This is a genomic window from Streptomyces prunicolor, assembly GCF_045162825.1.
Taxonomy (GTDB): domain Bacteria; phylum Actinomycetota; class Actinomycetes; order Streptomycetales; family Streptomycetaceae; genus Streptomyces; species Streptomyces prunicolor.
This window is the reverse complement of record NZ_CP108676.1, coordinates 10,832,629-10,853,166: the sequence shown is the minus strand read 5'-3', so window position 1 is coordinate 10,853,166 and position 20,538 is coordinate 10,832,629. Positions and strand designations below refer to the sequence as shown.

Here is a 20,538-nt window from a genome sequence, read left to right as displayed (position 1 = left end):
CCCATTAACTTCACGACTCGCCGTTCGACGGTTTCCCCCTGCTTCACCCCGCCCTGACCACGTCGCACGGCTCCTCCCCACCCGCACCCCTCCACCGTGCGACGGGCGTGCAGGGCACCGCAATCCGCGTACCGGCGCGACGCCGTGCGCGGCCTCGCCCCACGGAGGAGCATCCGCATGAGACGTGCGTCGCTGCGCGCCGCTTTGACCGCCGCCCTGATGGTCGGTGGCATGACCACGATCGCCGCCCCGGCCGCCCACGCGGCCGACAACACCGGTCTGATCGCCTCCTTCGGCATCACCTCCACCTGGGGTGCCGGCTTCGAGGGCGGCTACACGGTCACCAACAAGTCGACCCACACGGTCACTTCATGGACCATCACCTTCACCCTGCCCGCCACCGAGGCCGTCACCAGTTCATGGAACGGCACGCTCACCCACAGCGGGACGCAGTACACGATCACCTCCCCCACCTGGGAGGCCCCGCTCGCCCCCGGTGACTCCGCGCCCGTCGTCGGCATGGACTTCAGCTACACCGGCTCGGTCGTCCCGCCGAGCGCCTGCCTGATCAACAACGGCCCCTGCGACGGCGTCCCCGCCGACACCGTCGCACCCTCGACCCCCTCCGGCCTCGCCGTCCGGGCCAGTGGCCCCGGCAGCGTCACGCTGGGCTGGAACGCCTCGACCGACAACGTCGGCGTGGTCGGCTACCGGGTCTACGAGGGCGGCAACGTCATCGCCACCACCTCCGGCACCGGCACCACGTTCACGGTGATCGGCCTGCTCGCCGGCAGCGGTCACAGCTTCTCGGTGACCGCACTCGACGACTCCAACAACGAGTCGGCGCACTCCGCGACGCTCACCGCGACCGCGGGCAGCGGCACCGCGCCCGGCGTGGCCGCCCCCTTCATCGACCTCGGCGCCTACCCGACGCCGAACCTCACGCAGATCGCCACGAACACCGGGCTGCGCCAGTTCTCGCTCGGCTTCATCACCGCCGGGTCGACCGGCTGCAACGCGAGCTGGTTCAACTCCTTCGACCCGGGCGCGGCCTGGGACCGGGCGGACTTCGATTCGCTGCGCGCGATGGGCGGTGACGTCCGGCCGTCCTTCGGTGGCGCGTCCGGCACCGAACTGGCCCTCGCCTGCACCAGCACGACCGCGCTCCAGGCTCAGTACCAGAAGGTCGTGGACGCCTACGCCCTGGACCGCGTGGACTTCGACATCGAGGGCGCCGCGGCGGTCGACCACGCCTCGATCGACCGGCGCTCGACGGCCGTGGCCGCCGTCCAGGCCGCGCAGCGCGCCAAGGGCCGCGACCTCAAGGTCACGCTCACCCTCCCGGTCCTGCCCAGCGGCCTGACCGCCGACGGCGTCTACATCCTCAACTCCGCCAAGTCGCACAACCTGAACGTCGACACCGTCAACCTGATGGCCATGGACTACGGCGACAGCGCCGCGCCCAACCCGTCCGGGAAGATGGGCAGTTACGCCATCCAGGCCGCGACCTCGACCCGCGCCCAGATCGCCTCGGTGTGGCCGAACCTCACCACCGCCCAGACCTGGGCCATGGTCGGCCTCACCCCGATGCTCGGCCAGAACGACACCGCCAGCGAGGTGTTCACCGCCGCCGACGCACAGCAGGTGCTCACCTTCGCCCGCCAGAACCACCTGGGCGAACTGGGCTTCTGGGACGTCACCCGCGACGGGAACGCCTGCACCGGCGCCCTGAGCAAGTGCACGAACATCCCGCAGACCCCGTACCAGTTCTCCAAACTGTTCGCGACCTACGCGGGCTGAGTCCGCGGGGCCACCCGCGCCCACACAAAGCGGCTTGTGCGGGCCGAGACTCACCTCGGCCCGCACAAGCCGCGGACACGTTCAGTGGAAGCGCACGGTGTATGTGGGGGGGGGCGGGTCGGCGCGGCCGTGGACGCGCGACCGCGTTCGACCTGAGTGGTGACCGCCCTCGTCCTGACAGTCTTCGCGGCCTTCGCACCCCTCCCTGTCCGCCAAGGGCGTCCCCCTCGACGAGATCTTCGTGCGCGACGCACCCGCGACCGGCGCCCGACAAGGGATGTCACCGTGCCGTCCGCCCCTCTCCGCTCACCGCAGCGGTCAGCGCGGTCCGCGCAAGATCTCGTAGCCAGATGTGCGCGGGGTCGGTGTCGTAGCGCTGATGCCACGACAGGTACACCGGGGCCGGTGGAAGGTCGAGCGGGAGCGGGAGCAGGGCCATGCCGAGATCCGCGGCAGCCGAACGCGCCGTGGACCCGGGAGCGGTGACGACGAGATCGGAGCCCCGCGCGAACTCGAACGCGGCGCTTTCCGTGGGTGCGGTGGCCACCACACGTCGCGTGAGATCGAGGCGCGCGAGAGCGTCGTCGAGGATGTTTCCGAGCCTGCCGCGCCGCGAGACGCTGATGTGCTCCGCCTCGGCGTACCGCGCGGCGGTGACGGTCTTGACGCGGGTGAGCGGATGCCCCCGCCGTACGACGACGACCTGTTGGGACTCGGCCACCCGGTCGGCGTGGATCTCGGGTGCGGTCGGGCGGTCGGCGTTCGCGGCGAGGTCGACCTCGCCGCGACGCAACTCCGGTGTGTCGATGCTCGATTCCGCGATGAAGCGCAGCCGCACACCGGGTGCCTGCGCGCGCACGGCAGCCAGCAGCGCGGGCCCGCCGAGGGCGACCAGCGCGTCGTGCCAGCGGAGCGTGAAGGTGCGTTCCAGTGTCGCGAGGTCGAGCTCACGGCTCGGCGCCAGCACACCCCGGACCTGCTGGAGCAGGTCGTGCACCTGTTCCCGCACGGCGATCGCGTACGGCGTCGGGGTCATCGTGCGCCCTGTGCGCACCAGGATCTGATCCCCCGTCGTCCGCCGGATCCGGCCGAGGCTGCGGCTCATCGCGGGGGCGGTGACGTGCAGGCGGTCGGCGGCACCGGCGACGCTGCCTTCCTCCAGCAGGGCGTCGAGTGCGGCCAGCAGATTCAGATCCAGTTGCATGGGAGTCATGCTAGCCGTGCTTTACATGCACTTGATGTTAACGATGGCCTCTCCTACCTTCGAACTGCGGGCGCGGACGAACCAGGTTCTCGCCCGGTCGACCTCAATCCCCCTGCTCAGATGGGAGTACCGCCATGCCCGAATCGATGCGGAACACCGGCGATGCCACCACCACCGACCCCGCCGTCCCCTCCGACGCCGACCTGCTCGCGCGGACCGAGATCGTCGTACGCACGGCGGGTACGGCGCTGCGCGACCGCTTCGGGGACGTGGTCCCCTACCGGACCTTCGACGAGCTGATGCGCGCGCTCGCCGCCAACGACGACACGGCTCTCGACATCCTGCGCCCCCGCCTCACCGCCCTGCGCCCGGACGCCCGCTGGGTGGAGGAGGAGTTGGCGGGTGGCGCCCTCCCGGCCGGCGAATGGTGGGTGGTGGACCCGGCCGAAGGCAACGTCAACCATCTGCACGGCCTGCCGGAGTGGGCGGTGACCGCGACCCTCGTACGCGACAACCAGCCGGTGCTCACCGTGGTCCACCTGCCGATGACCGGCGAGACGTACACCGCGCTCGTGGGCGCCGGCGCTCACCTCGACGGCCGGCCGCTGCACGTGTCCCGGACCCCGGAACTCGGTCTGAGCATCGTGGCCACGAGCCAGGCCAGACCGGACGAGGACGAGAAGGTCGTGCGGCGCGTCGGCGCGTCGATCACCGAGATGCTCGTCGACGCTCTCGTGGTGCGGACCTCCGTGCCCGCCACCCTGCACCTGCTGAACGTGGCCGCCGGCCGGATCGAGGCCTTCTGGCAGTTCGCCGGAGCCCGCGCGGACCTGCTTCCCGGGGCCCTGCTCGTCACCGAGGCCGGCGGACGGATCTCCGACGTCGAGGGCCGCCCCTGGACTCCGGAGAGCGCGAGTTTCCTGGCCGCCGCACCCGACGTGCACGCCGATGCCGTCGCCACGCTCTCCCGCTGAGCCCACGTACCCCTAGCCCGCTTACCACTGAGCCCACGTACCACTGAGCACTGATCACTTTCGAGAAACTGAAGGACCGGATCGATATGAGTGACATCACCGTTCTTGGCGGCGGCCGCGTCGGCGGCGGCCTGGCCACCGCCCTCACCCGGGCCGGACACGAGGTGACCGTGGCGACCCGCACGCCGGACGCCACCGCGGACGCCGTACGAACAGCGCGCGTCGTCATCAACGCCACCCCCGGCGCAGGCTCGCTGGAGCGGCTCGCCGCGCTGCGCACGGAACTGCGGGGCAAGATCCTCGTGGATGTCTCCAACGCCACCGTCGACGGACCGGACGGACTGCCCGCCGACCTGCTCTACCCCGGTTCGAGTCTCGCGGAGCAGCTTCAGGAGGCGCTGCCCGAGACGCTCGTCGTCAAGACGCTCAACACGATGCTCCACTCGGTGATGACCGCGCCCTCCTCGCTCGCCCAGCCGCCCACCGCTTTCCTCTCCGGCGCGGACCCGAAGGCCAAGCAGGTCGTGCGTGGACTTCTCGTGGACCTCGGGTGGCGGCAGGAGTGGATCACGGACCTCGGCGGGATCGAGACGGCCCGGGCCGCCGAGAGCGCGATCCTGTTCGTACCGCATGTCATCCGGTCCAGCGGATTCGCGCCCTTCGCGATCTCGATCGCCCGCTGATCCACGTGCTCGGCGCGGTCGTCTCGAAGTCGATCAGCTTCACCCAGCGAGCAAACGGCGTTGGGAGACACGGCCCCGTCGCGAGGCGATATCCCGGCGAACCGGGGTAGCCGCCAGACACACGGCGGTTGGACGCCCCCTTTCAAGGAGAACCATGTTCGCACTCACGTCCCGTCGTCTGCGCGGCACCGCCCGTCGGGTCTTCGGCTGGCAGCAGTTGCGTCCGGCCCAACTGAGGGCGATGAAGGCCGTGATGAAGGGGCGTGACGTACTCGCCGTCATGCCCACCGGCGCGGGCAAGTCCGCCGTGTACCAGGTGCCCGCGGTCCTGCTCGGCGGTCCGGTCGTGGTTGTCTCGCCGCTGATCGCGCTGCAGCGGGACCAGATGCAGAGTCTGCTCGGATCCGGCGTGCTGCGCACCGCCGCCATCAACTCCGCGCAGCGCCGGAGCGACAACGAGACGGCATGGGCCCGCATCAGCGCCTCCTCGGTCGACGTGGTCTTCCTCGCTCCTGAGCAGCTCGCCAAGCCGGACGTCACGGACCGGCTCGCCGCCGTCCGTCCCCGGCTGCTGGTGGTGGACGAGGCGCACTGCGTGTCGTCCTGGGGGCACGACTTCCGGCCGGACTACCTGCGGCTGCGCCACGCGCGCGAGCGACTCGGCAACCCGCCGGTGCTCGCCCTGACCGCGAACGCGGCGGCCCCGGTACGGCGTGACATCGCCGAACGTCTCGGCATGACCGACCCGGTGGAGATAGTCGCCGGCTTCGACCGTCCCAACATCCACCTGGACGTGACGGCCTTTCAGGACGCGGCCGCCAAGGAGCGGTTCGTCCTGGAGCGGACGGCCGTCGAGGAGAAGCCGGGAATCCTGTACGCGGGGACGCGTAAGGCGGCGGACAGCTACGCCGAGCAGTTGAGCGACCTCGGACTGGCCGCCGCGAGCTATCACGCGGGCCTCTCCGCCGCCGAACGCCGCCAGGCCCAGGACCGGTTCAGCTCCGGTGAACTCGACGTGGTCGTGGCCACCTCGGCGTTCGGGATGGGCATCGACAAGGCGAACGTACGGTTCGTGCTGCACGCGTCCGTCCCCGGCTCGCTCGACGCCTACTACCAGGAGATCGGCCGGGCCGGCCGCGACGGGGCGCCGGCCAGGGCGATCCTCGCCTACCGCCCGCAGGATCTGGGCCTGCAACGCTTCTTCGCCACCGGCGCTCCCGACGCCGACGCACTGCGCCGCGTCGCCGAACTCCTGCGCGGCGAGGCGGCCGCCGTGAGCGCGACGCGGCTCCGGGCCGAGTGCGACCTCGGCGCGACGGCACTGTCCGCCGTGCTGAACCTGCTGGAGGAGACCGGGGCCGTCCGTACCGGACGGGACGGCAGTCGCTTCACCGGCGCGATCGGCGCCGACGGCACCTCCGCGGACGACGATGTCGACGCCGTTGTGCGGAGCGCCCTCGCCGTCCACGCCACACACCTCAAGCTCGAACAGTCCCGGGTCGACATGATGCGCGGGTACGCCGAGACGACCGACTGCCGGCGGCGGTTCCTCCTCGGCTACTTCGGCGACTCCGTCCCCGTCCCGTGCGGGGCGTGCGACAACTGCACGGGTCCGGTGACCAAGCCTGCGAGCGGACTGCGGCGCGAGCGGTCCGTGGACGCGGGACGGCCCGACAAGGCCACCGCACGGCAACGTTGGTGGCCCCGGGCCGGTGCCCGCTCGAACGCCACAGCGGGTGCCGTCCGGGCGGCGGAGACCGTTGCACGCCCCGCGACGGACGACCACGCCTACCTGCCGGGCGTCCGCGTCAACCACGACCAGTGGGGCCGGGGCGAGGTCATGAGCGAGGGCGACGGCAAGATCACCATCCTGTTCGAGTCGGTCGGCTATCGCACCCTGTCGCTGGCCGTGGTGACGGACAAGCAGTTGCTCGTCGCCTTGCCCGACGCACCGCGCTGACGCAGGCTCCGCGGGTCCCGGGTGTCCCGGTCCCGATGCAGCCCCGCCCTAGCGGGCCGCGCCCGTCACCTCACCGGCAGCCGGCGGCGTCGACGGCGGATGTAGGCGCTGAACGACTCGGCGAGTTCGTCGACGAGCTTGGTGGCCAGGACGCACCTGACCCGGAAGCCGGCCGTCGTGGCCTCGGTTGCCCGTGAGGTCGGAGTCCCGGGCCGGCGGAACTTTTTCCGTGCACGACCCTTGCCGTCGTTGGCGGCCCCTCCCTACAGTCTCGTCCCAGTCAGTCGATACGTATCGACACCGCGTATCGACACCGAGGGAACCGAGGGAGGTGCTCGCATGGTGACAAGCCGGGACGTGGCCCGGTTGGCGGGCGTCTCCCAGAGCACCGTCTCCTATGTCATGAGCGGGCGCCGCTCGATATCCCCCGAGACCCGGCGTCGGGTGGAGGAGGCGATCGAGACGTTGGGGTTCCAACCCAACGCGGGGGCACGGGCGTTGGCGAGTCAGCGGAGTCAAGTCATCGGTCTGGTCGTGCCGTTCGCGCCCGGGGCCGACATGACGGGGGTGCTGCCCTTCATCGAGACGATCACCAAGTGCGCCCGGGAAGAGGACCACAACGTCATCCTGGCCACCGAGGACGAGGGCGCCGAGGGACTCACCCGGCTCAGCGACCAGTCCCTCTGCGACGCGATCGTGCTGATGGAGGTCGGGTCCAAGGACCCGCGCATCCCCGTGGCCGCCGGGCTGAGTGTGCCCGTCATCCTGATCGGCGTGCCGGACGACCCCGAGGGCCTGTACTGCGTCGACCTGGACTACACCCTGGCCGGACGCATGGCGGTGGACGAACTGGCCGACTCCGCGCACGACCGTGTCGTTCTGCTCGGCTACCCGCGTGACGTGCTGGCCCGCGACGTCAACTTCGTCCGCCGTTTCCTGCGCGGAGCCGAGGACGCGGCCGCCGCGCACGGTATCGCCTACGCCGAGGTGAGCCCGCCGGACACCAGCCGCGCCGGGGCGGAGGCCGCCCTGGACGAGGCGCTTGCCGAACGAGGGCCCGGCGGCGGCAGGTTGGGTCTCGTGATCCCCGATCCCCAGTTGATCCAGCCGACGTTGCAGAGCCTGCTGGACCGCGGTCTGGTTCCGGGCCGCGACCTGTCCGTCATCGGACTGTGCACGGACCGCACCGCCGAGACCTCCACACCCCCCGTCACCAACCTCTCGCTGGAACCCAGGGACGTCTCGCGCCGCGCGATGAGGATCCTGTTCCGGCTGCTCAACCGCAAGAGCGTGCCCACCACTTCGACCGTCGAACTGGTCACCCCACGTCTGACCCTGCGTCAGACCAGCCTGCCCGCCCACTGATCCCCACTGTTTCGTGCCAAGGGGGATGACGCGTCACTGCTGTCGATACGCATCGACACTCCCGCGCGGTCCACCCGAGACGGCGCCGACCGAGGAGAGAACGAACATGGCTCAACGACGAGCGATCCTCAGCAGAACGACACTGCCGGTGGCCCTCGCACTCCTGGCGCCGCTCTCCCTGAGCGCCTGTGGTTCGAGCACCGGATCGTCCGGCGGCGCCGACACCCTGCGGGTGATGGACTACTACGCCGATCAGCCCGACAAGGGGATCTACGCGAAGGTCCTGGACGCGTGCGGGCAGCAGAACGGCGTGAAGATCAAGCGGGAGGCCGTGGCCGGACCGTCGCTGATACCCAAGGTGCTGCAACAGGCCTCGTCCCGGACCCTGCCCGACGTGCTGATGCTCGACAACCCCGACCTGCAACAGATCGCCGCCGGCGGCGCCCTCGCCCCGCTCAGCGACTTCGGCCTGAAGGCGGACGGATACGCCAAGGGTGTGGTGGACGCCTCGACCTACCAGGGCAAGCTCTACGGCCTGCAACCGGTGACCAACACGCTCGGCCTCTTCTACAACAAGGACATGCTCGACAAGGCGGGCATCAAGCCGCCCGCCACCTGGGCGGAGCTCAAGTCGGCCGCCAAGAAGCTCACTTCGGGCAAGCGGTACGGCATCGCCTTCGCCGCACCGGCCACCTACGAGGGCACCTGGCAGTTCCTGCCCTTCATGTGGTCCAACGGCGGCGACGAGAAGGACATAGCAACTCCCCGGACCGCACAGGCACTTCAGCTGTGGGTGGACCTGGTCAAGGACGGATCGGCCTCGAAGTCGGTGGTCAGCTGGGCCCAGGCCGACGCCAACGACCAGTTCGCGGCGGGCAACGCGGCCATGATGATCAACGGCCCCTGGCAGTTCCCGATCCTCGACAAAAAGACGAGCCTGCACTACGGCGTCGTACAGATCCCCGTACCCAAGGCCGGCGGAACTCCCGTCGTCCCGCTGGGCGGTGAGACCTGGACCGTCCCGCAGACCGGCAACGCGCAACGCCAGGCCAAGGCGGCCAAGGTCGTCGCGTGCCTCAACTCCGACAAGAACCAGCTGTCGTTGGCCCAGCAGCGCCAGACCGTGCCGACGAAGACAGCGCTGATGGACAAGTTCGCCGCCGAGCAGCCCCGGATGAAGGCGTTCACCGACCAGGTGCGCAACGCCCGTGCCCGCACAGGTGAGTTGGGCAAGGACTGGCCGAAGGCAGCCACCAAGATCTATACCGCGATACAGACCGCGCTCACCCAGGGGGCGACTCCGGCGAAGGCACTGAAGCAGGCCCAGGATGGCTGACGTACTGCGCCGCGCGGTGCGAGCCAAAGGGCGTACGGTGCCGATCACGGACAGCGCCCCCGTGGGCCGGACGCTCGGGCGGCTGGGGAAACGCGGCCGACGCCACCAGTCCCACCTGCTGTTCCTCCTGCCCGCTTTCGTCTACATGGTGGCCTTCTTCGGCTACCCGGTCGTCAAGAACGTCGTCATGGGGTTCCAGCACTACACGACGACCACCTTCTACACCGGCCAGGCGCCCTGGGTCGGCCTCGCCAACTACCGGGCCGTCATCTCGTCCTCCGTCTTCGACAAGGCACTCCTCAACACGGTGCTGTTCACGGTGGGTTCGATCGCGGGGCAGTTCCTCACCGGTCTGGCGATCGCCCTGTTCTTCCGCCGCCGGTTCCCGCTGAACGGCGTGATGCGCTCCCTACTACTGTTGCCGTGGCTGGTCCCGCTGATCGTCTCCAGTGCGGTGTGGCGCTGGATCCTCGACCAGGACAACGGCGTCCTCAACCGGTTCCTCGGCGCCCTGCACCTCGTACAGGACCGTCCCGGCTGGCTGACCAGCACCTCGCTGGCACTGTTCGCGGTGATCGTGGTCAACATCTGGATCGGAATCCCGTTCAACGTCGCGATCCTCTACGGCGGACTCCAGGACATCCCCGCGGAGTTGTACGAGGCGGCGGCGCTGGACGGCGCCACGGGCTGGCGGGCGTTCCGGCACGTGACCTGGCCCCTGCTGCGTCCCGTGGTCAGCGTGGTGCTCGTCCTCGGAGTCGTCTACACGGTCAAGGTGCTGGACGTCATCCTCGGGCTCACCAACGGCGGACCGGCCAACGCGACACAGACCATCGCCAGTCAGTCCTACCAACTCTCCTTCCAGCAGTTCGACTTCGGGCAGGGTGCCGCGCTCGGCAACATCCTCATCGTCATCTCGCTGGTCTTCGCCGTCCTCTACCTGCGCGCGAACCGCCGCGCCGTCGAGCAGTGAGGCCGTCATGGCAACCGTCACGCACACATCCGTCCGACCGACCACGCGCACACCCGTCCAACGGCGGCGCTCCCGGCGGCCATGGGGATACACCGTCATCGGCGCGCTGATCCTGGCCGTGATGCTGTTCCCGGTCTACTGGATGGTCAACGTCTCCCTCCAGCCGGCCAACACCGCCGTGAGCACGCCCTGGTTCCCGACCCACCTGAACTTCGACGGCTACGCCACCGCGCTGAGCCAGCAGGGGTCAAATCTCCTGACCAGCATGGTCGTTGCGGTGGGGAGCGTGGTGTTCAGCCTGATCATCGCGAGCCCGGCCGCGTACGCGCTCGCCCATGTCAACGCGCGCTGGGTCGGTCCGGTGCTCTTCGGGATCCTGATCAGCCAGATGGTCCCCGGCATCGTCGTGGCCAACGCCCTCTACAGCGCGTACAACGACGTCGGGCTGCTCAACTCGATCCCCGGCCTGATCCTCGCCGACTCCACCGCCGGCATCCCGTTCGCGATCCTGATCCTGCGGGCCTTCATGGGCAACATCCCCGCCTCGGTGATCGAGGCGGCCCGGGTGGACGGGGCGGGCAGGGTGCGGGCGTTCGTGTCGATCGTCCTGCCGATGAGCAGGAACGCCCTCATCACGGCAGGGCTGTTCACGTTCCTGTTCACCTGGAGCGACTTCCTCTTCGCGCTGACCCTGACGACGACCGAGGACGTCCGCCCCGTCACCCTCGGCCTCTACCAGTACCTCGGCTCCCACGTCAGCGACTGGAACGCGGTGATGGCCACCGCGACGCTCGCCTCGGTACCCGCTCTCGTGCTGCTGCTGGTGGCACAGCGCTACATCGCCACCGGCGTGACCGGCGGAGCCGTCAAATGACCCGCCCCCAGGGCGACTTCGGAGAAAGGCAGAACACCCCTGTGACCACGTCTTCCGCACCGCCCCCGGCCCCGATCCACGTGACCGTGTGGGGGGAGAACCGCCACGAGAAGATCGAGGAGCACGTGGCCAAGATCTACCCGCAGGGTATGCACAGCACGATCGCCGAGGGCATCAAGGAGAACCTCGGCGACGCGTGCACCGTACGCACCGCCACGCTGGACGACCCCGAACACGGCCTGACAGAAGAGGTGTTGGCCTCGACGGACGTCCTCACCTGGTGGGGACACGCCGCCCACGCCGAGGTGTCCGACGAGGTCGTGGAACGGGTGCACCGGCACGTGCTGTCGGGCATGGGCCTGGTGGTCCTGCACTCCGGCCACTGGTCGAAGATCTTCGTCAAGCTCATGGGGACCAGCTGCACCCTGCGCTGGCGCAACGAGCACGACCGCGAGCTGGTGTGGACGGTGAACCCAACGCACCCCATCGCCAAGGGAGTTCCGCATCCGCTCGTCGTCGAGGAGGACGAGATGTACGGGGAGTTCTTCGACATCCCCGTCCCGGACGAGCTGGTCTTCGTCAGCTCGTTCACCGGCGGTGAGGTGATCCGCAGCGGCTGCACGTTCCGTCGCGGCCACGGCCGGATCTTCTACTTCAGCCCCGGCGACCAGGACTATCCCGTCTACCACAACAAGGACATCCGCCGGGTGATCGCCAACGGCGTGCAGTGGGCGCGCACGGACCGGCCCGCGCGCAGCCACCCCGTGCTGCTGCGCTACGACACCGACGACTTCTTCAACGGCGTGGACTACTCGGGGCCGCTTCGATGACCCACCGGACCATCCCCTGCGGGCCCGACAACCCCCTGCGCGTGCTGGTGGTCGGGGCCGGCTCCATGGGACAGCAGTGGCTGACCACCGTAACCGCCGCGCCCGAGACCGAACTTGCCGGCATCGTCGACCTCGACCTGGACGCGGCCCGGCGGTCGGCGGCCGATCTGGGCCGGCCGGACCTTCCCGTCGGCTCCGACGCGGTCGCGCTCGCGGCCGACACCGGTGCTCAGGCGATCGTCAACGTGACCGTTCCGGTGGCCCACCATCCCGTCACCACCGCCGCGTTGTTCGCCGGGCTGCCCGTCCTCGGCGAGAAGCCGATCGCCGACACCCTGGCCCACGCCCTGTCCCTCGCCGCCGCGGCCGAGGTGAGCGGCGAGCTGTTCATGGTGAGCCAGTCACGGCGCTGGAACCCTCAACTCTTCGCCCTGCGCGGGATGTTGGGGGACCTCGGCGCGATCGGCACGCTGACGACCGAGTTCTTCAAGGCGCCGCACATGGGCGGTTTCCGCGAGGAGATGGCGTACCCGCTGCTGATCGACATGGCGATCCACGCCTTCGACTCGGCGCGCTTCCTGCTCGGCGCGGACCCGGTCTCCGCCTACTGCCAGGCGTACAACCCGCCGTGGAGCTGGTACGACGGCGACGCCGCCGCGAGTGCCGTCTTCGAGATGGCGGGCGGCACGCGCTATACGTACAACGGCAGTTGGTGCAGTCCGGGTGCCGAGACCTCGTGGAACGGAGTGTGGCGGGCGAGCGGCGAGAAGGGCTCGGCGCAGTGGGACGGCGACACCGAGCCCGTGCTCGTCGCGGACGTACAACCCGCCGAGCGGCCCCGCTCCCCGTACTCCGACATCGCCGGAGCGCTGCGGGTCTTCGTCGAGTCGCTGCGGACCGGCAGCGTGCCCATGGGCGAGGTGCACGAGAACACCATGAGCCTGGCGATGGTCGAGGCCGCGGTGGAGTCGGCCCGGACCGGACAACGCGTGCTCGTCGACGACGTCCTCGACCAGGCGTACGCGACGGCGCTGCGCGAGGAGGGCCGTGCCAACGTCCGTGCAGCCCTTGCCAGTTGGCCGTCGGTGCGCAGCGCCCTCGCCCCGCACCAGGCACCGCCCGCCGCCGCGTCCGCCTGACGCCCTACCGATACGGAGACCCTGTGCCCCGCCCTTCGCCCGACCCCGTGTCCGGCCGCCCCCGCCTCGGGGTGGCGATGATCGGCCACTCGTTCATGGGAGCCGTGCACTCCCAGGCCTGGCGCACCGCGCCCCGGGTGTTCGACCTGCCTTTCGACGTCGACATGACCGTTGTCTGCGGCCGTGACCCGAAGGGCGCGGCACGGGCTGCCGAACGGCTGGGGTGGGGCGACTGGGCGGCCGACTGGCAGGAGGTGGTCCGCCGCGACGACGTGGACGTCGTGGACATCTGCACGCCCGGCGACTCCCACGCCGACATCGCGATCGCCGCGCTGGCCGCCGGCAAGCACGTGCTGTGCGAGAAGCCGCTCGCCAACACGGTCGAGGAGGCCGAGCGGATGGCCGCCGCGGCGCAGGTCGCGGGCGAGGCCGGTGTCCGGTCGATGGTCGGCTTCAACAACCGGCGCGTGCCCGCACTGGCACACGCCGCCCGTCTCATCGCCGAGGGCCGGATCGGCGAGGTGCGGCACGTCAGGGCCCAGTACCTCCAGGACTGGATCGTCGACCCCGAGTTCCCGCTGGTGTGGCGGCTGCGAAAGGAACGGGCCGGCTCCGGCGCGCTCGGGGACCTCGGCTCGCACGTCATCGACCTGCTCCAGCACCTGACCGGCGAACGCCTCACCGGGGTGTCGGCGACGCAGGCCACGTTCGTCACCGAGCGCCCCCTGCCGACGGAATCCAGCGGGCTCTCGGCGCAGGCCGGGGACCAGCGCGGACGGGTGACCGTCGACGACGCGACCGCGTTCACCGGCCGGCTCGAAGGCGGCGCACTCGTCGTGGTCGAGGCGACGCGCTTCGCCACGGGGCGCAAGAACGCGCTGCGGATCGAGGTGAACGGCTCACGCGGGTCGGTCGCCTTCGACTTCGAGTCGATGAACGAACTCCTGCTGTACGACGCCGACGCCCCGGAGACGGAGGCCGGATTCCGGCGGATCCTGGTCACCGAGCCCGGGCACCCCTACCTGGGCGCCTGGTGGCCGCCCGGTCACGGTCTGGGCTACGAGCACGCGTTCGTCCACCAGGTCCACGACTTCGTGACATCGGTGGCGGAGGGCGGGAACGGGCCACGCCCGTCGTTCGCCGATGGTCTGCAGGTCCAGTACGTCATGCGGGCCGTCGAGCGCAGCGCCGCGGACTCCTCTCGCTGGACGAGCATCGGCTGATTGCATGTCACTGGCCACGGCGGGCGCGCCGTGCGGGTCAGTTCCGCGCCGCAGTGGTCGAGCGGGCGTAGTCGGTCGGCGTCCGGCCGTAGTGCTTCTTGAAGGCGCGGATGAAGTGGCTGCTGTCCGCGAACTGCCAGCGGGCGGCGAGTTCCGAGACGCTCAGCCGGCCGGAGGGTGTGGTGAGGGCGAGTCGGGGTTCTTCCAGGCGCCGTTGGCGGATGTAGGCGGTCACCGATTCTCCCGCCGCGGCGAATGCCCGTTGCAGGCTGCGCGCGGAGACGTTGAGTTCACGGGCCAGCATCGCGCCGGAGAGTTCGGGGTCGGTCAGGTGGTTGTCCGCGAGGTCCTTCGCCGCCTGGGCGAGGGCCGACGCCAGTTGGGGTTCCGTGTCGTCGACCCGGCGCCTGGCCACCGCCTTGGCCAACTCGATGAGTGTGCTGTGGGCGGCCTGCACTCCGGCCGGTCCGAGGTCGGCGGCCGTCTCGTAGATCATGTTCGAGTGGGCAACCAGCAGGCGCACCTCGGCGGAGTCCGCCGGCCCGCTGACACTCTGTCGCTCGCCGAGCAGTGGTCTGAGCGTGGCGGCGGGCAGGACGAGAACCTTCGCCCGCGTGTCGGGCACCGTCCCGAAGTGCACGGGCCGGCCGATGTGGCGGATGAGGAACTGCCCCGCCGGTACGGTCTGTTCGTCACGGGCGAGCGGGGCGCCCAGAGACCAGGAGCCGCTGCGTACGACGTACATCCGCACCTGGTCCTCGACCCCGTTGAGGGGACCCTCGGTCCTGATCGCCGACGCACCGTGGAGGTCGGTGACGGCCACGTCACCCACCTTGGTGGCGCGGCTCCTGACCCGGAAGTCACGCATCGTGGCCGGACTGAACGTCGGCAACGGGAAGCCGTCGCCGATCTCCGTCTCCCAACCGTCGCGGAAGGCGTCGAACGCTCCCGGCTCGGCACTCGAACCCGAGCCTGAACCTGAACCTGAAGGGCCGGAGTCCCTGGAGGGCGCCCGGACCGAACCGTCGGCCTCCACTCCCGTGCGGTCCATCTGCGGTCGTCCCCAGCCTTCGTCGCGCCGGCGTCATCTGGCGCAGATGTTCCGCCGGGATGACGCTCTGGTTCAAGCCTGTGCTGCAGCGATCTTCCTAGGCTTCGTCGGCAGGGACAACCCCCGCCCCGAGCCCGGCAGTTACGTAGGAGGAGTTCCTCGCGAGCGCACGGAATGCCGCTGCCGTAACCGCACGTCGTACGTATCGGTGTCCCACATTCCGGTCCATTGCCTTCAATACATGAGGAGTTGAAGTTCCCCGATGGCTGAGAACACATTCACCGGCAAGGTCGTCATCGTCACCGGTGGGCGGTCGGGCATCGGCGCGGCCACCGCTCACCGCTTCGCCGCGCAGGGCGCCACGGTGGTGATCATCGGCCGGACGCAGGCCAAGTTGGACGCAGTGGTGGCCGAGGCGCCGACGGGCTCGACGCTGATCGCCCGGGTCGGTGATGTCTCGGACGAGGAGGGGGTCACCAGGCTCGTGAACGCCGTGGCACACGACCACGGCCGGTTGGACACATTGGTCAACAATGCCGCGACCGTCGAGCCGTTGGGCACCGTGTCCGACATGGACGCGGCGGGCTGGCGACGCGTCACGTCCACCGATGTCGACGGGGTCTTCTACGCCTCCAGGGCCGCACTCCCCCATTCTGCGTGCCGTGGGCGGCAGCATCGTGAACGTCGGTTCGGCGTCCGGGCTCGGCGGCGACTGGGGCCTGGCCGCCTACGACGCCGCAAAGGGCGCGGCGACCAACCTGACCAACGCGATGGCGCTCGACCACGGCGCGGAAGGCGTGCGGGTCAACGCCGTTCATCCCAGCATGATCTCCACCGACATGACCGCGGGATTCCTGCGGAGCGAGGCGATCGTCGCCGCCACGCTCAACCGCCTACCGATGCGCCGCTTCGGCGAGCCCGCCGAGGCGGCCGACGTCATCACGTTTCTGGCGAGTCCGGCGGCGAGTTACGTGAACGGTGCCCATACCCGCGTCGACGGCGGTCTCGGCGCGTCGAACGGCAATCCCCACCTCGCGTAGCGCCACGACAGGCCGAACCACAACACGGCACGGCTCTGCACATCACTCCCGACAACATCCGAGCATCAACTCTCATCGTGAGAGTTGACTTGCACAAAGGAGTCGACTCGCCTACATTCATGAGAGTCAACCCCAACGAACACAGCCCACTCTCTTACGCGGAGGCTCAGATGAAAGACGTCTCAGTGGTCGGCCCGGACTCCGGTGAGGCGATCCAGCTCGGCCCGACCCGGATGCGGATCCTGGAGGACGGCACCACGACCGATCACCGCCTCGGCATCGGCGAGATCACGCTCGCCCCGCACACCGACGGTCCACCGCAGCACCGGCACGCCCGGCACGACGAGGGCTTCTACGTCGTGTCCGGCGCGGCCCGGTTCACCGTCGGCGAGACCGTGCACGACGCGCCCGCCGGAACGCTGGTCATGATCCCGCCCGGCGCCCCGCACACCTTCGCCAACCCGACCGACGGCACGACGGTCCTGCTCAACACGTTCACCCCGGACCTGTACGTCGACTACTTCCGGGAACTGCGCGACATGATCGCCGCCGGCCGCCCGCTGACCCCCGAGGCGACGATCGAGGCGATGAGCCGGTACGCCACCGAGCCCACCACCGACTTCGCCTGAACATCCGTATCTGCGCCCCTCACCCGTCACCCCTCCCCCCTTCCGACCCACTCACCAGAATCGTTCAAGGAGATAGACCGTGGGAACCACCACCCAACACACCGTCAGCCTCGAAGGAATCGGCCCGGTCGAGGTGTCCGTGACCGAATACGGCTCCGGACAGCCGTTCCTGCTCCTGCACGGCGGGGCCGGCCCGCAGTCGGTGACGGGGTTCGCCGAGAAGTTCGCCGCCGCTCACGACGTGCGCGTGCTGGTCCCGACCCACCCGGGCTTCGCCGGCACCGTACGCCCCGAGGCGTTGGCCTCCGTGTCCGGCCTGGCCATGCTCTACGGCGCGTTGCTGGACCAACTGGCGCTGACCGACGTCACCGTCATCGGCAACTCGATCGGCGGCTGGATCACCGCCGAGATCGCGCTGCTCAAGTCGCCGCGCGTCAGCGGCATCGTCCTGATCGACGCCGTCGGGATCGAGGTGCCCGGACATCCGGTGGCCGACTTCTTCTCCCTGACCATGGACGAGGTCTTCCGGCTCACCTTCCACGATCCCGAGCCGTTCCGGATCGACCCCACGACCCTGCCTCCCGCGGCGCAGGCGATCGCCGCGGGCAACCGGACCGCTATCGCTGTCTACGCGGGCTCCGCCATGGCCGACCCCACCCTCGCCGGGCGTCTCGGATCCCTGGAGGTCCCCGCCCTCGTGCTGTGGGGCGAGAGCGACGGGATCGTCGACGTCGACTACGGCCGCGTCTACGCCGCCGCGATCCCCATGGCCCAGTTCCAACTGCTCCCCGAAACCGGCCACTCCCCGCAGCTGGAAACCCCCGACCAGGTCATCCAGGCGATCTGGGACAGCGCCGACACGGACTTCTCCGCCTTCGCCCGCTGAGCGTCGCCCCCTCCCCTCCCTCTCGCGACCCACGGAGCCCCTCCCCATGCCCAAGACCGCGGTCACCCGCATCACGCACAGCTGCCACCTCATAGAGATCGGTGGTCGTACCTTCCTGACCGACCCCTGGTTCAGCACCAGGCCCGGCTACTACCAGGGCGAGCCGATCGCCATCGGCATCCCCGACCTGCCCCGGCTCGACGGCGTGCTGATCAGCCACGAGCACTACGACCACTGCGACTTGGACGCCTTCGCCGCCTACCGCGACCGTACGGTCCCGCTGTTCGTCGCCGGGACCGTGGTCGAGGCGGCGCGCAAGCACGGCTTCACGAACGTCACGGCGCTCGCGCCCTGGCAGGAGGCCGAGGTCGGCGGCGTGACCATCACCGCCGCCCCCGCCGAGCACGGCGTCTACGAGGTCACCTTCGTCCTGCGTGCCGGCGCCGACGCGGTGTACTTCGCCGGGGACACCATGCTCATCCCCGAACTCGCGGAGATTCCCCGGCGGTTGGGGCACATCTCGCTCGCCCTGCTGCCCACCAACGGCCTGCACATCCGGCCGGCCGGCAACAAACAGGTCGTCATGAACGCCGACGAGGCAGCCGAACTGACCGCGCTCCTCAAGCCCGACCTTGCTGTCCCGCACCACTACGCCTTCACCAAGGGCTTCCTGGGCGACCGGCTGATCACCCACAGCGACAAGGACCCGCTGCGCTACCGCAACGCCTCCCACGACCTGGCCCCCGAAACCAGCGTCCGCATCGTCGAACCCGGCATCAGGGTCGAACTCTGACCCACGCCCGACCCCAACTCCGGCTCCACCTCGGGCATCCCGGCCCACCGCCACGGCAACTCCCCGCCGAAGTACGAGCGCGCGCGCCGACCCATTTCCCCACGCCACGCCACGCCACGCCGAGCCATTCGCGCGCGTCCCGGCGGACACCCCGCACGTCACGCCAGGAATCCGGAACGCACCACCGCCCATCAAGGAGAACGACCATGACGACGCACACGCCCCCGCCGGACGACACCCGTCGTCGGCCCGGGCTCGTCCTCGCGGTGTGCTGCCTGAGCCTGTTGATCACCGCCCTGGACACCACCGCCGTGAACGTCGCCCTACCTGCCGTAGGGCACGATCTGCACGCCCCGGTGAGCGGGCTGCAGTGGACCGTCGACGGGTACACCCTGGCGGTCGCCGCCTTCATGATGCTCGCCGGATCCAGTGCCGACCGGATCGGACGGCGGCGGGTGTTCCAGGCCGGGCTGGTCCTCTTCACCGTCGGTTCGCTGGCCTGTTCGCTGGCTCCGAGCCTCGGCTGGCTGATCGCCTTCCGTGTCACCCAGGGACTGGGCGCCAGCATGCTCAACCCGGTCGCCCTGTCGATCATCACGCACGCCTTCCCCGATCCACGCGAGCGCGCCCGCGCGATCGGGCTGTGGGGCACCACGGTCGGCCTGTCTCTGGCCGCCGGCCCGGTGGTGGGCGGCCTGCTGGTCGCCTCGGCCGGCTGGCGCTCGATCTTCTGGATCAACATCCCGATCGGAGTGGCCGCCCTGGTGCTCACCGCGATGTTCGTCCCCGAGTCGAGGGCCGCGGCGCCGCGGCGCCCGGACCCGGTCGGTCAGGTACTCGTCGTCACGCTCCTGACCTCGCTGATCTTCGCGATCATCGAGGGCTCCCATCGGGGCTACGGAAGCACGCCCATCGTCGCCCTGTTCGCTCTGGCCGCGGGCGCGGCCGTAGCGCTGCCCGGGTACGAGCGGCGTCGCCAACAGCCGCTGGTGGACCCGGTGTTCTTCCGTTCGGTGCCGTTCGCCGGGTCCTTCGTCGCCGCCGTCACGGCGTTCCTCGTGCTCTCCGGGTTCCTGTTCCTCAACACCCTCTATCTGCAGGACGTACGCGGCTGCAGCGCACTCCAAGCCGGCCTGCTGACCATGCCGATGGCCGTCGGCACCGCGCTGGCCTCGCCGCTGTCCGGACGCCTCACCGCCGCGCGCGGCCCGCGCCCGCCCCTGATCGCCGCGGGTCTGCTGATCGCCGCCGCGGCACTGACGCTGACCACGCTCACCCCGACCACGCCATGGGCGATCCTGCTCGTCGCCTACGTCCTCCTCGGCATCGGATTCGGCCTGGTCAACGCCCCGATCACCAGCACCGCCGTAGCCGGTATGCCGCGCGCCCAGGCCGGGGTCTCCGCCGCGATCACCACCACCGGCCGCCAGGTCGGCAACAACCTCGGCGTCGCGGTCCTCGGCTCGATCGTCACCGCCCGCACCCGCGCCCCCGGCGGGGCCGGATTCGCCACCGCCAGCCACCCCGGCTGGTGGATCCTCGCTGTCGGCGGCCTCGTCATCACGGCGATAGGCCTGGCGACCACCACAGCCCGCGCCCTCGCCACCGCCGGCCGCGTCGCCGTACGCTTCCCGGCCGACCCGGTGCCAGCGGTGAGCAGCACGCCCGCAGTACGCGGAGGCACCCAGACCTGACACTCCGTCAACAGTCGTTGTGCACAACCCGGCCCGGCAGATCGGATGCGCACAGGAACCCTCAACCGCAAGGGTTGACAACGA

18 protein-coding genes and 1 pseudogene are annotated in these 20,538 nt (G+C 70.0%); 17 read left to right on the top strand and 2 right to left on the bottom strand.

Annotation, left to right across the window (positions count from 1 at the left end):
- Window positions 1–177: 177 nt before the first annotated feature.
- Complete coding sequence (locus OG588_RS49030) at window positions 178–1,800, top strand: cellulose binding domain-containing protein (protein WP_405953001.1); 1,623 nt, start codon at window positions 178–180, stop codon at window positions 1,798–1,800.
- Between the two features lie 280 nt (window positions 1,801–2,080).
- Here the strand turns inward: OG588_RS49030 and OG588_RS49025 are convergent, their stop codons facing one another.
- Window positions 2,081–3,004: a LysR family transcriptional regulator gene (locus OG588_RS49025; RefSeq protein ID WP_405953000.1), complete on the bottom strand. Its 924-nt coding sequence runs from the start codon at window positions 3,002–3,004 to the stop codon at window positions 2,081–2,083.
- A 134-nt stretch (window positions 3,005–3,138) separates the two neighbouring features.
- On the opposite strand from OG588_RS49025, the gene OG588_RS49020 reads away from it, so the two are divergent.
- The 10 genes from OG588_RS49020 to OG588_RS48975 all read left to right on the top strand — a co-directional run bounded on the left by OG588_RS49020 (window position 3,139) and on the right by OG588_RS48975 (window position 14,361).
- Entirely contained in the window at window positions 3,139–3,978 is an 840-nt protein-coding gene (locus OG588_RS49020) for an inositol monophosphatase family protein (protein ID WP_405952999.1), read from the top strand.
- Window positions 3,979–4,064: 86 nt separating this feature from the next.
- A complete protein-coding gene (locus OG588_RS49015) occupies window positions 4,065–4,661 on the top strand; it encodes an NADPH-dependent F420 reductase (RefSeq protein ID WP_405952998.1) in 597 nt (198 codons plus the stop codon).
- Between the two features lie 154 nt (window positions 4,662–4,815).
- Complete coding sequence (locus OG588_RS49010; RefSeq protein ID WP_405952997.1) at window positions 4,816–6,621, top strand: RecQ family ATP-dependent DNA helicase; 1,806 nt, start codon at window positions 4,816–4,818, stop codon at window positions 6,619–6,621.
- Window positions 6,622–6,960: 339 nt separating this feature from the next.
- On the top strand, window positions 6,961–7,986 hold the full coding sequence (locus tag OG588_RS49005) for a LacI family DNA-binding transcriptional regulator (protein WP_405952996.1): 1,026 nt from the start codon (window positions 6,961–6,963) through the stop codon (window positions 7,984–7,986).
- Between the two features lie 106 nt (window positions 7,987–8,092).
- Window positions 8,093–9,322, top strand: coding sequence for an extracellular solute-binding protein (locus OG588_RS49000; protein WP_405952995.1), 1,230 nt, complete (start codon window positions 8,093–8,095; stop codon window positions 9,320–9,322).
- Window positions 9,315–10,295 carry a carbohydrate ABC transporter permease gene (locus OG588_RS48995; RefSeq protein ID WP_405952994.1) on the top strand — a complete coding sequence of 327 codons (981 nt, stop codon included), beginning with the start codon at window positions 9,315–9,317 and terminating at the stop codon, window positions 10,293–10,295. Before OG588_RS49000 ends, OG588_RS48995 begins: the two co-directional genes overlap by 8 nt.
- Before the next feature lie 7 nt (window positions 10,296–10,302).
- On the top strand, window positions 10,303–11,169 hold the full coding sequence (locus OG588_RS48990) for a carbohydrate ABC transporter permease (RefSeq protein ID WP_405952993.1): 867 nt from the start codon (window positions 10,303–10,305) through the stop codon (window positions 11,167–11,169).
- Window positions 11,166–11,999, top strand: a complete 834-nt coding sequence (locus OG588_RS48985; protein WP_405952992.1) for a ThuA domain-containing protein — start codon at window positions 11,166–11,168, stop codon at window positions 11,997–11,999. The genes OG588_RS48990 and OG588_RS48985 overlap by 4 nt, the downstream gene beginning before the upstream one ends.
- Entirely contained in the window at window positions 11,996–13,138 is a 1,143-nt protein-coding gene (locus OG588_RS48980; RefSeq protein ID WP_405952991.1) for a Gfo/Idh/MocA family protein, read from the top strand. Before OG588_RS48985 ends, OG588_RS48980 begins: the two co-directional genes overlap by 4 nt.
- 77 nt (window positions 13,139–13,215) lie before the next feature.
- On the top strand, window positions 13,216–14,361 hold the full coding sequence (locus tag OG588_RS48975) for a Gfo/Idh/MocA family protein (protein WP_405953412.1): 1,146 nt from the start codon (window positions 13,216–13,218) through the stop codon (window positions 14,359–14,361).
- Window positions 14,362–14,398: 37 nt separating this feature from the next.
- Here OG588_RS48975 and OG588_RS48970 read toward each other — a convergent pair whose 3' ends face one another.
- Window positions 14,399–15,412 carry a helix-turn-helix domain-containing protein gene (locus OG588_RS48970; protein ID WP_405952990.1) on the bottom strand — a complete coding sequence of 338 codons (1,014 nt, stop codon included), beginning with the start codon at window positions 15,410–15,412 and terminating at the stop codon, window positions 14,399–14,401.
- Between the two features lie 262 nt (window positions 15,413–15,674).
- Here OG588_RS48970 and OG588_RS48965 point away from each other — a divergent pair.
- The 6 genes and pseudogenes from OG588_RS48965 to OG588_RS48940 form a co-directional block, all read left to right on the top strand.
- Window positions 15,675–16,016 (top strand): annotated as a pseudogene (locus OG588_RS48965) (SDR family NAD(P)-dependent oxidoreductase); the annotation flags it as partial.
- A gap of 58 nt (window positions 16,017–16,074) precedes the next feature.
- Window positions 16,075–16,452, top strand: a complete 378-nt coding sequence (locus OG588_RS48960; RefSeq protein WP_405952989.1) for an SDR family NAD(P)-dependent oxidoreductase — start codon at window positions 16,075–16,077, stop codon at window positions 16,450–16,452.
- Window positions 16,453–16,622: 170 nt separating this feature from the next.
- A complete protein-coding gene (locus OG588_RS48955) occupies window positions 16,623–17,081 on the top strand; it encodes a cupin domain-containing protein (protein ID WP_405953411.1) in 459 nt (152 codons plus the stop codon).
- Window positions 17,082–17,160: 79 nt separating this feature from the next.
- The gene (locus tag OG588_RS48950; RefSeq protein ID WP_405952988.1) at window positions 17,161–17,967 is read left to right on the top strand and encodes an alpha/beta fold hydrolase; all 807 of its coding nucleotides are present in this window, start codon (window positions 17,161–17,163) and stop codon (window positions 17,965–17,967) included.
- A gap of 46 nt (window positions 17,968–18,013) precedes the next feature.
- Window positions 18,014–18,760, top strand: coding sequence for an MBL fold metallo-hydrolase (locus OG588_RS48945; protein ID WP_405952987.1), 747 nt, complete (start codon window positions 18,014–18,016; stop codon window positions 18,758–18,760).
- 206 nt (window positions 18,761–18,966) lie between these two features.
- Window positions 18,967–20,454: an MFS transporter gene (locus OG588_RS48940; RefSeq protein WP_405952986.1), complete on the top strand. Its 1,488-nt coding sequence runs from the start codon at window positions 18,967–18,969 to the stop codon at window positions 20,452–20,454.
- Window positions 20,455–20,538: the final 84 nt, after the last annotated feature.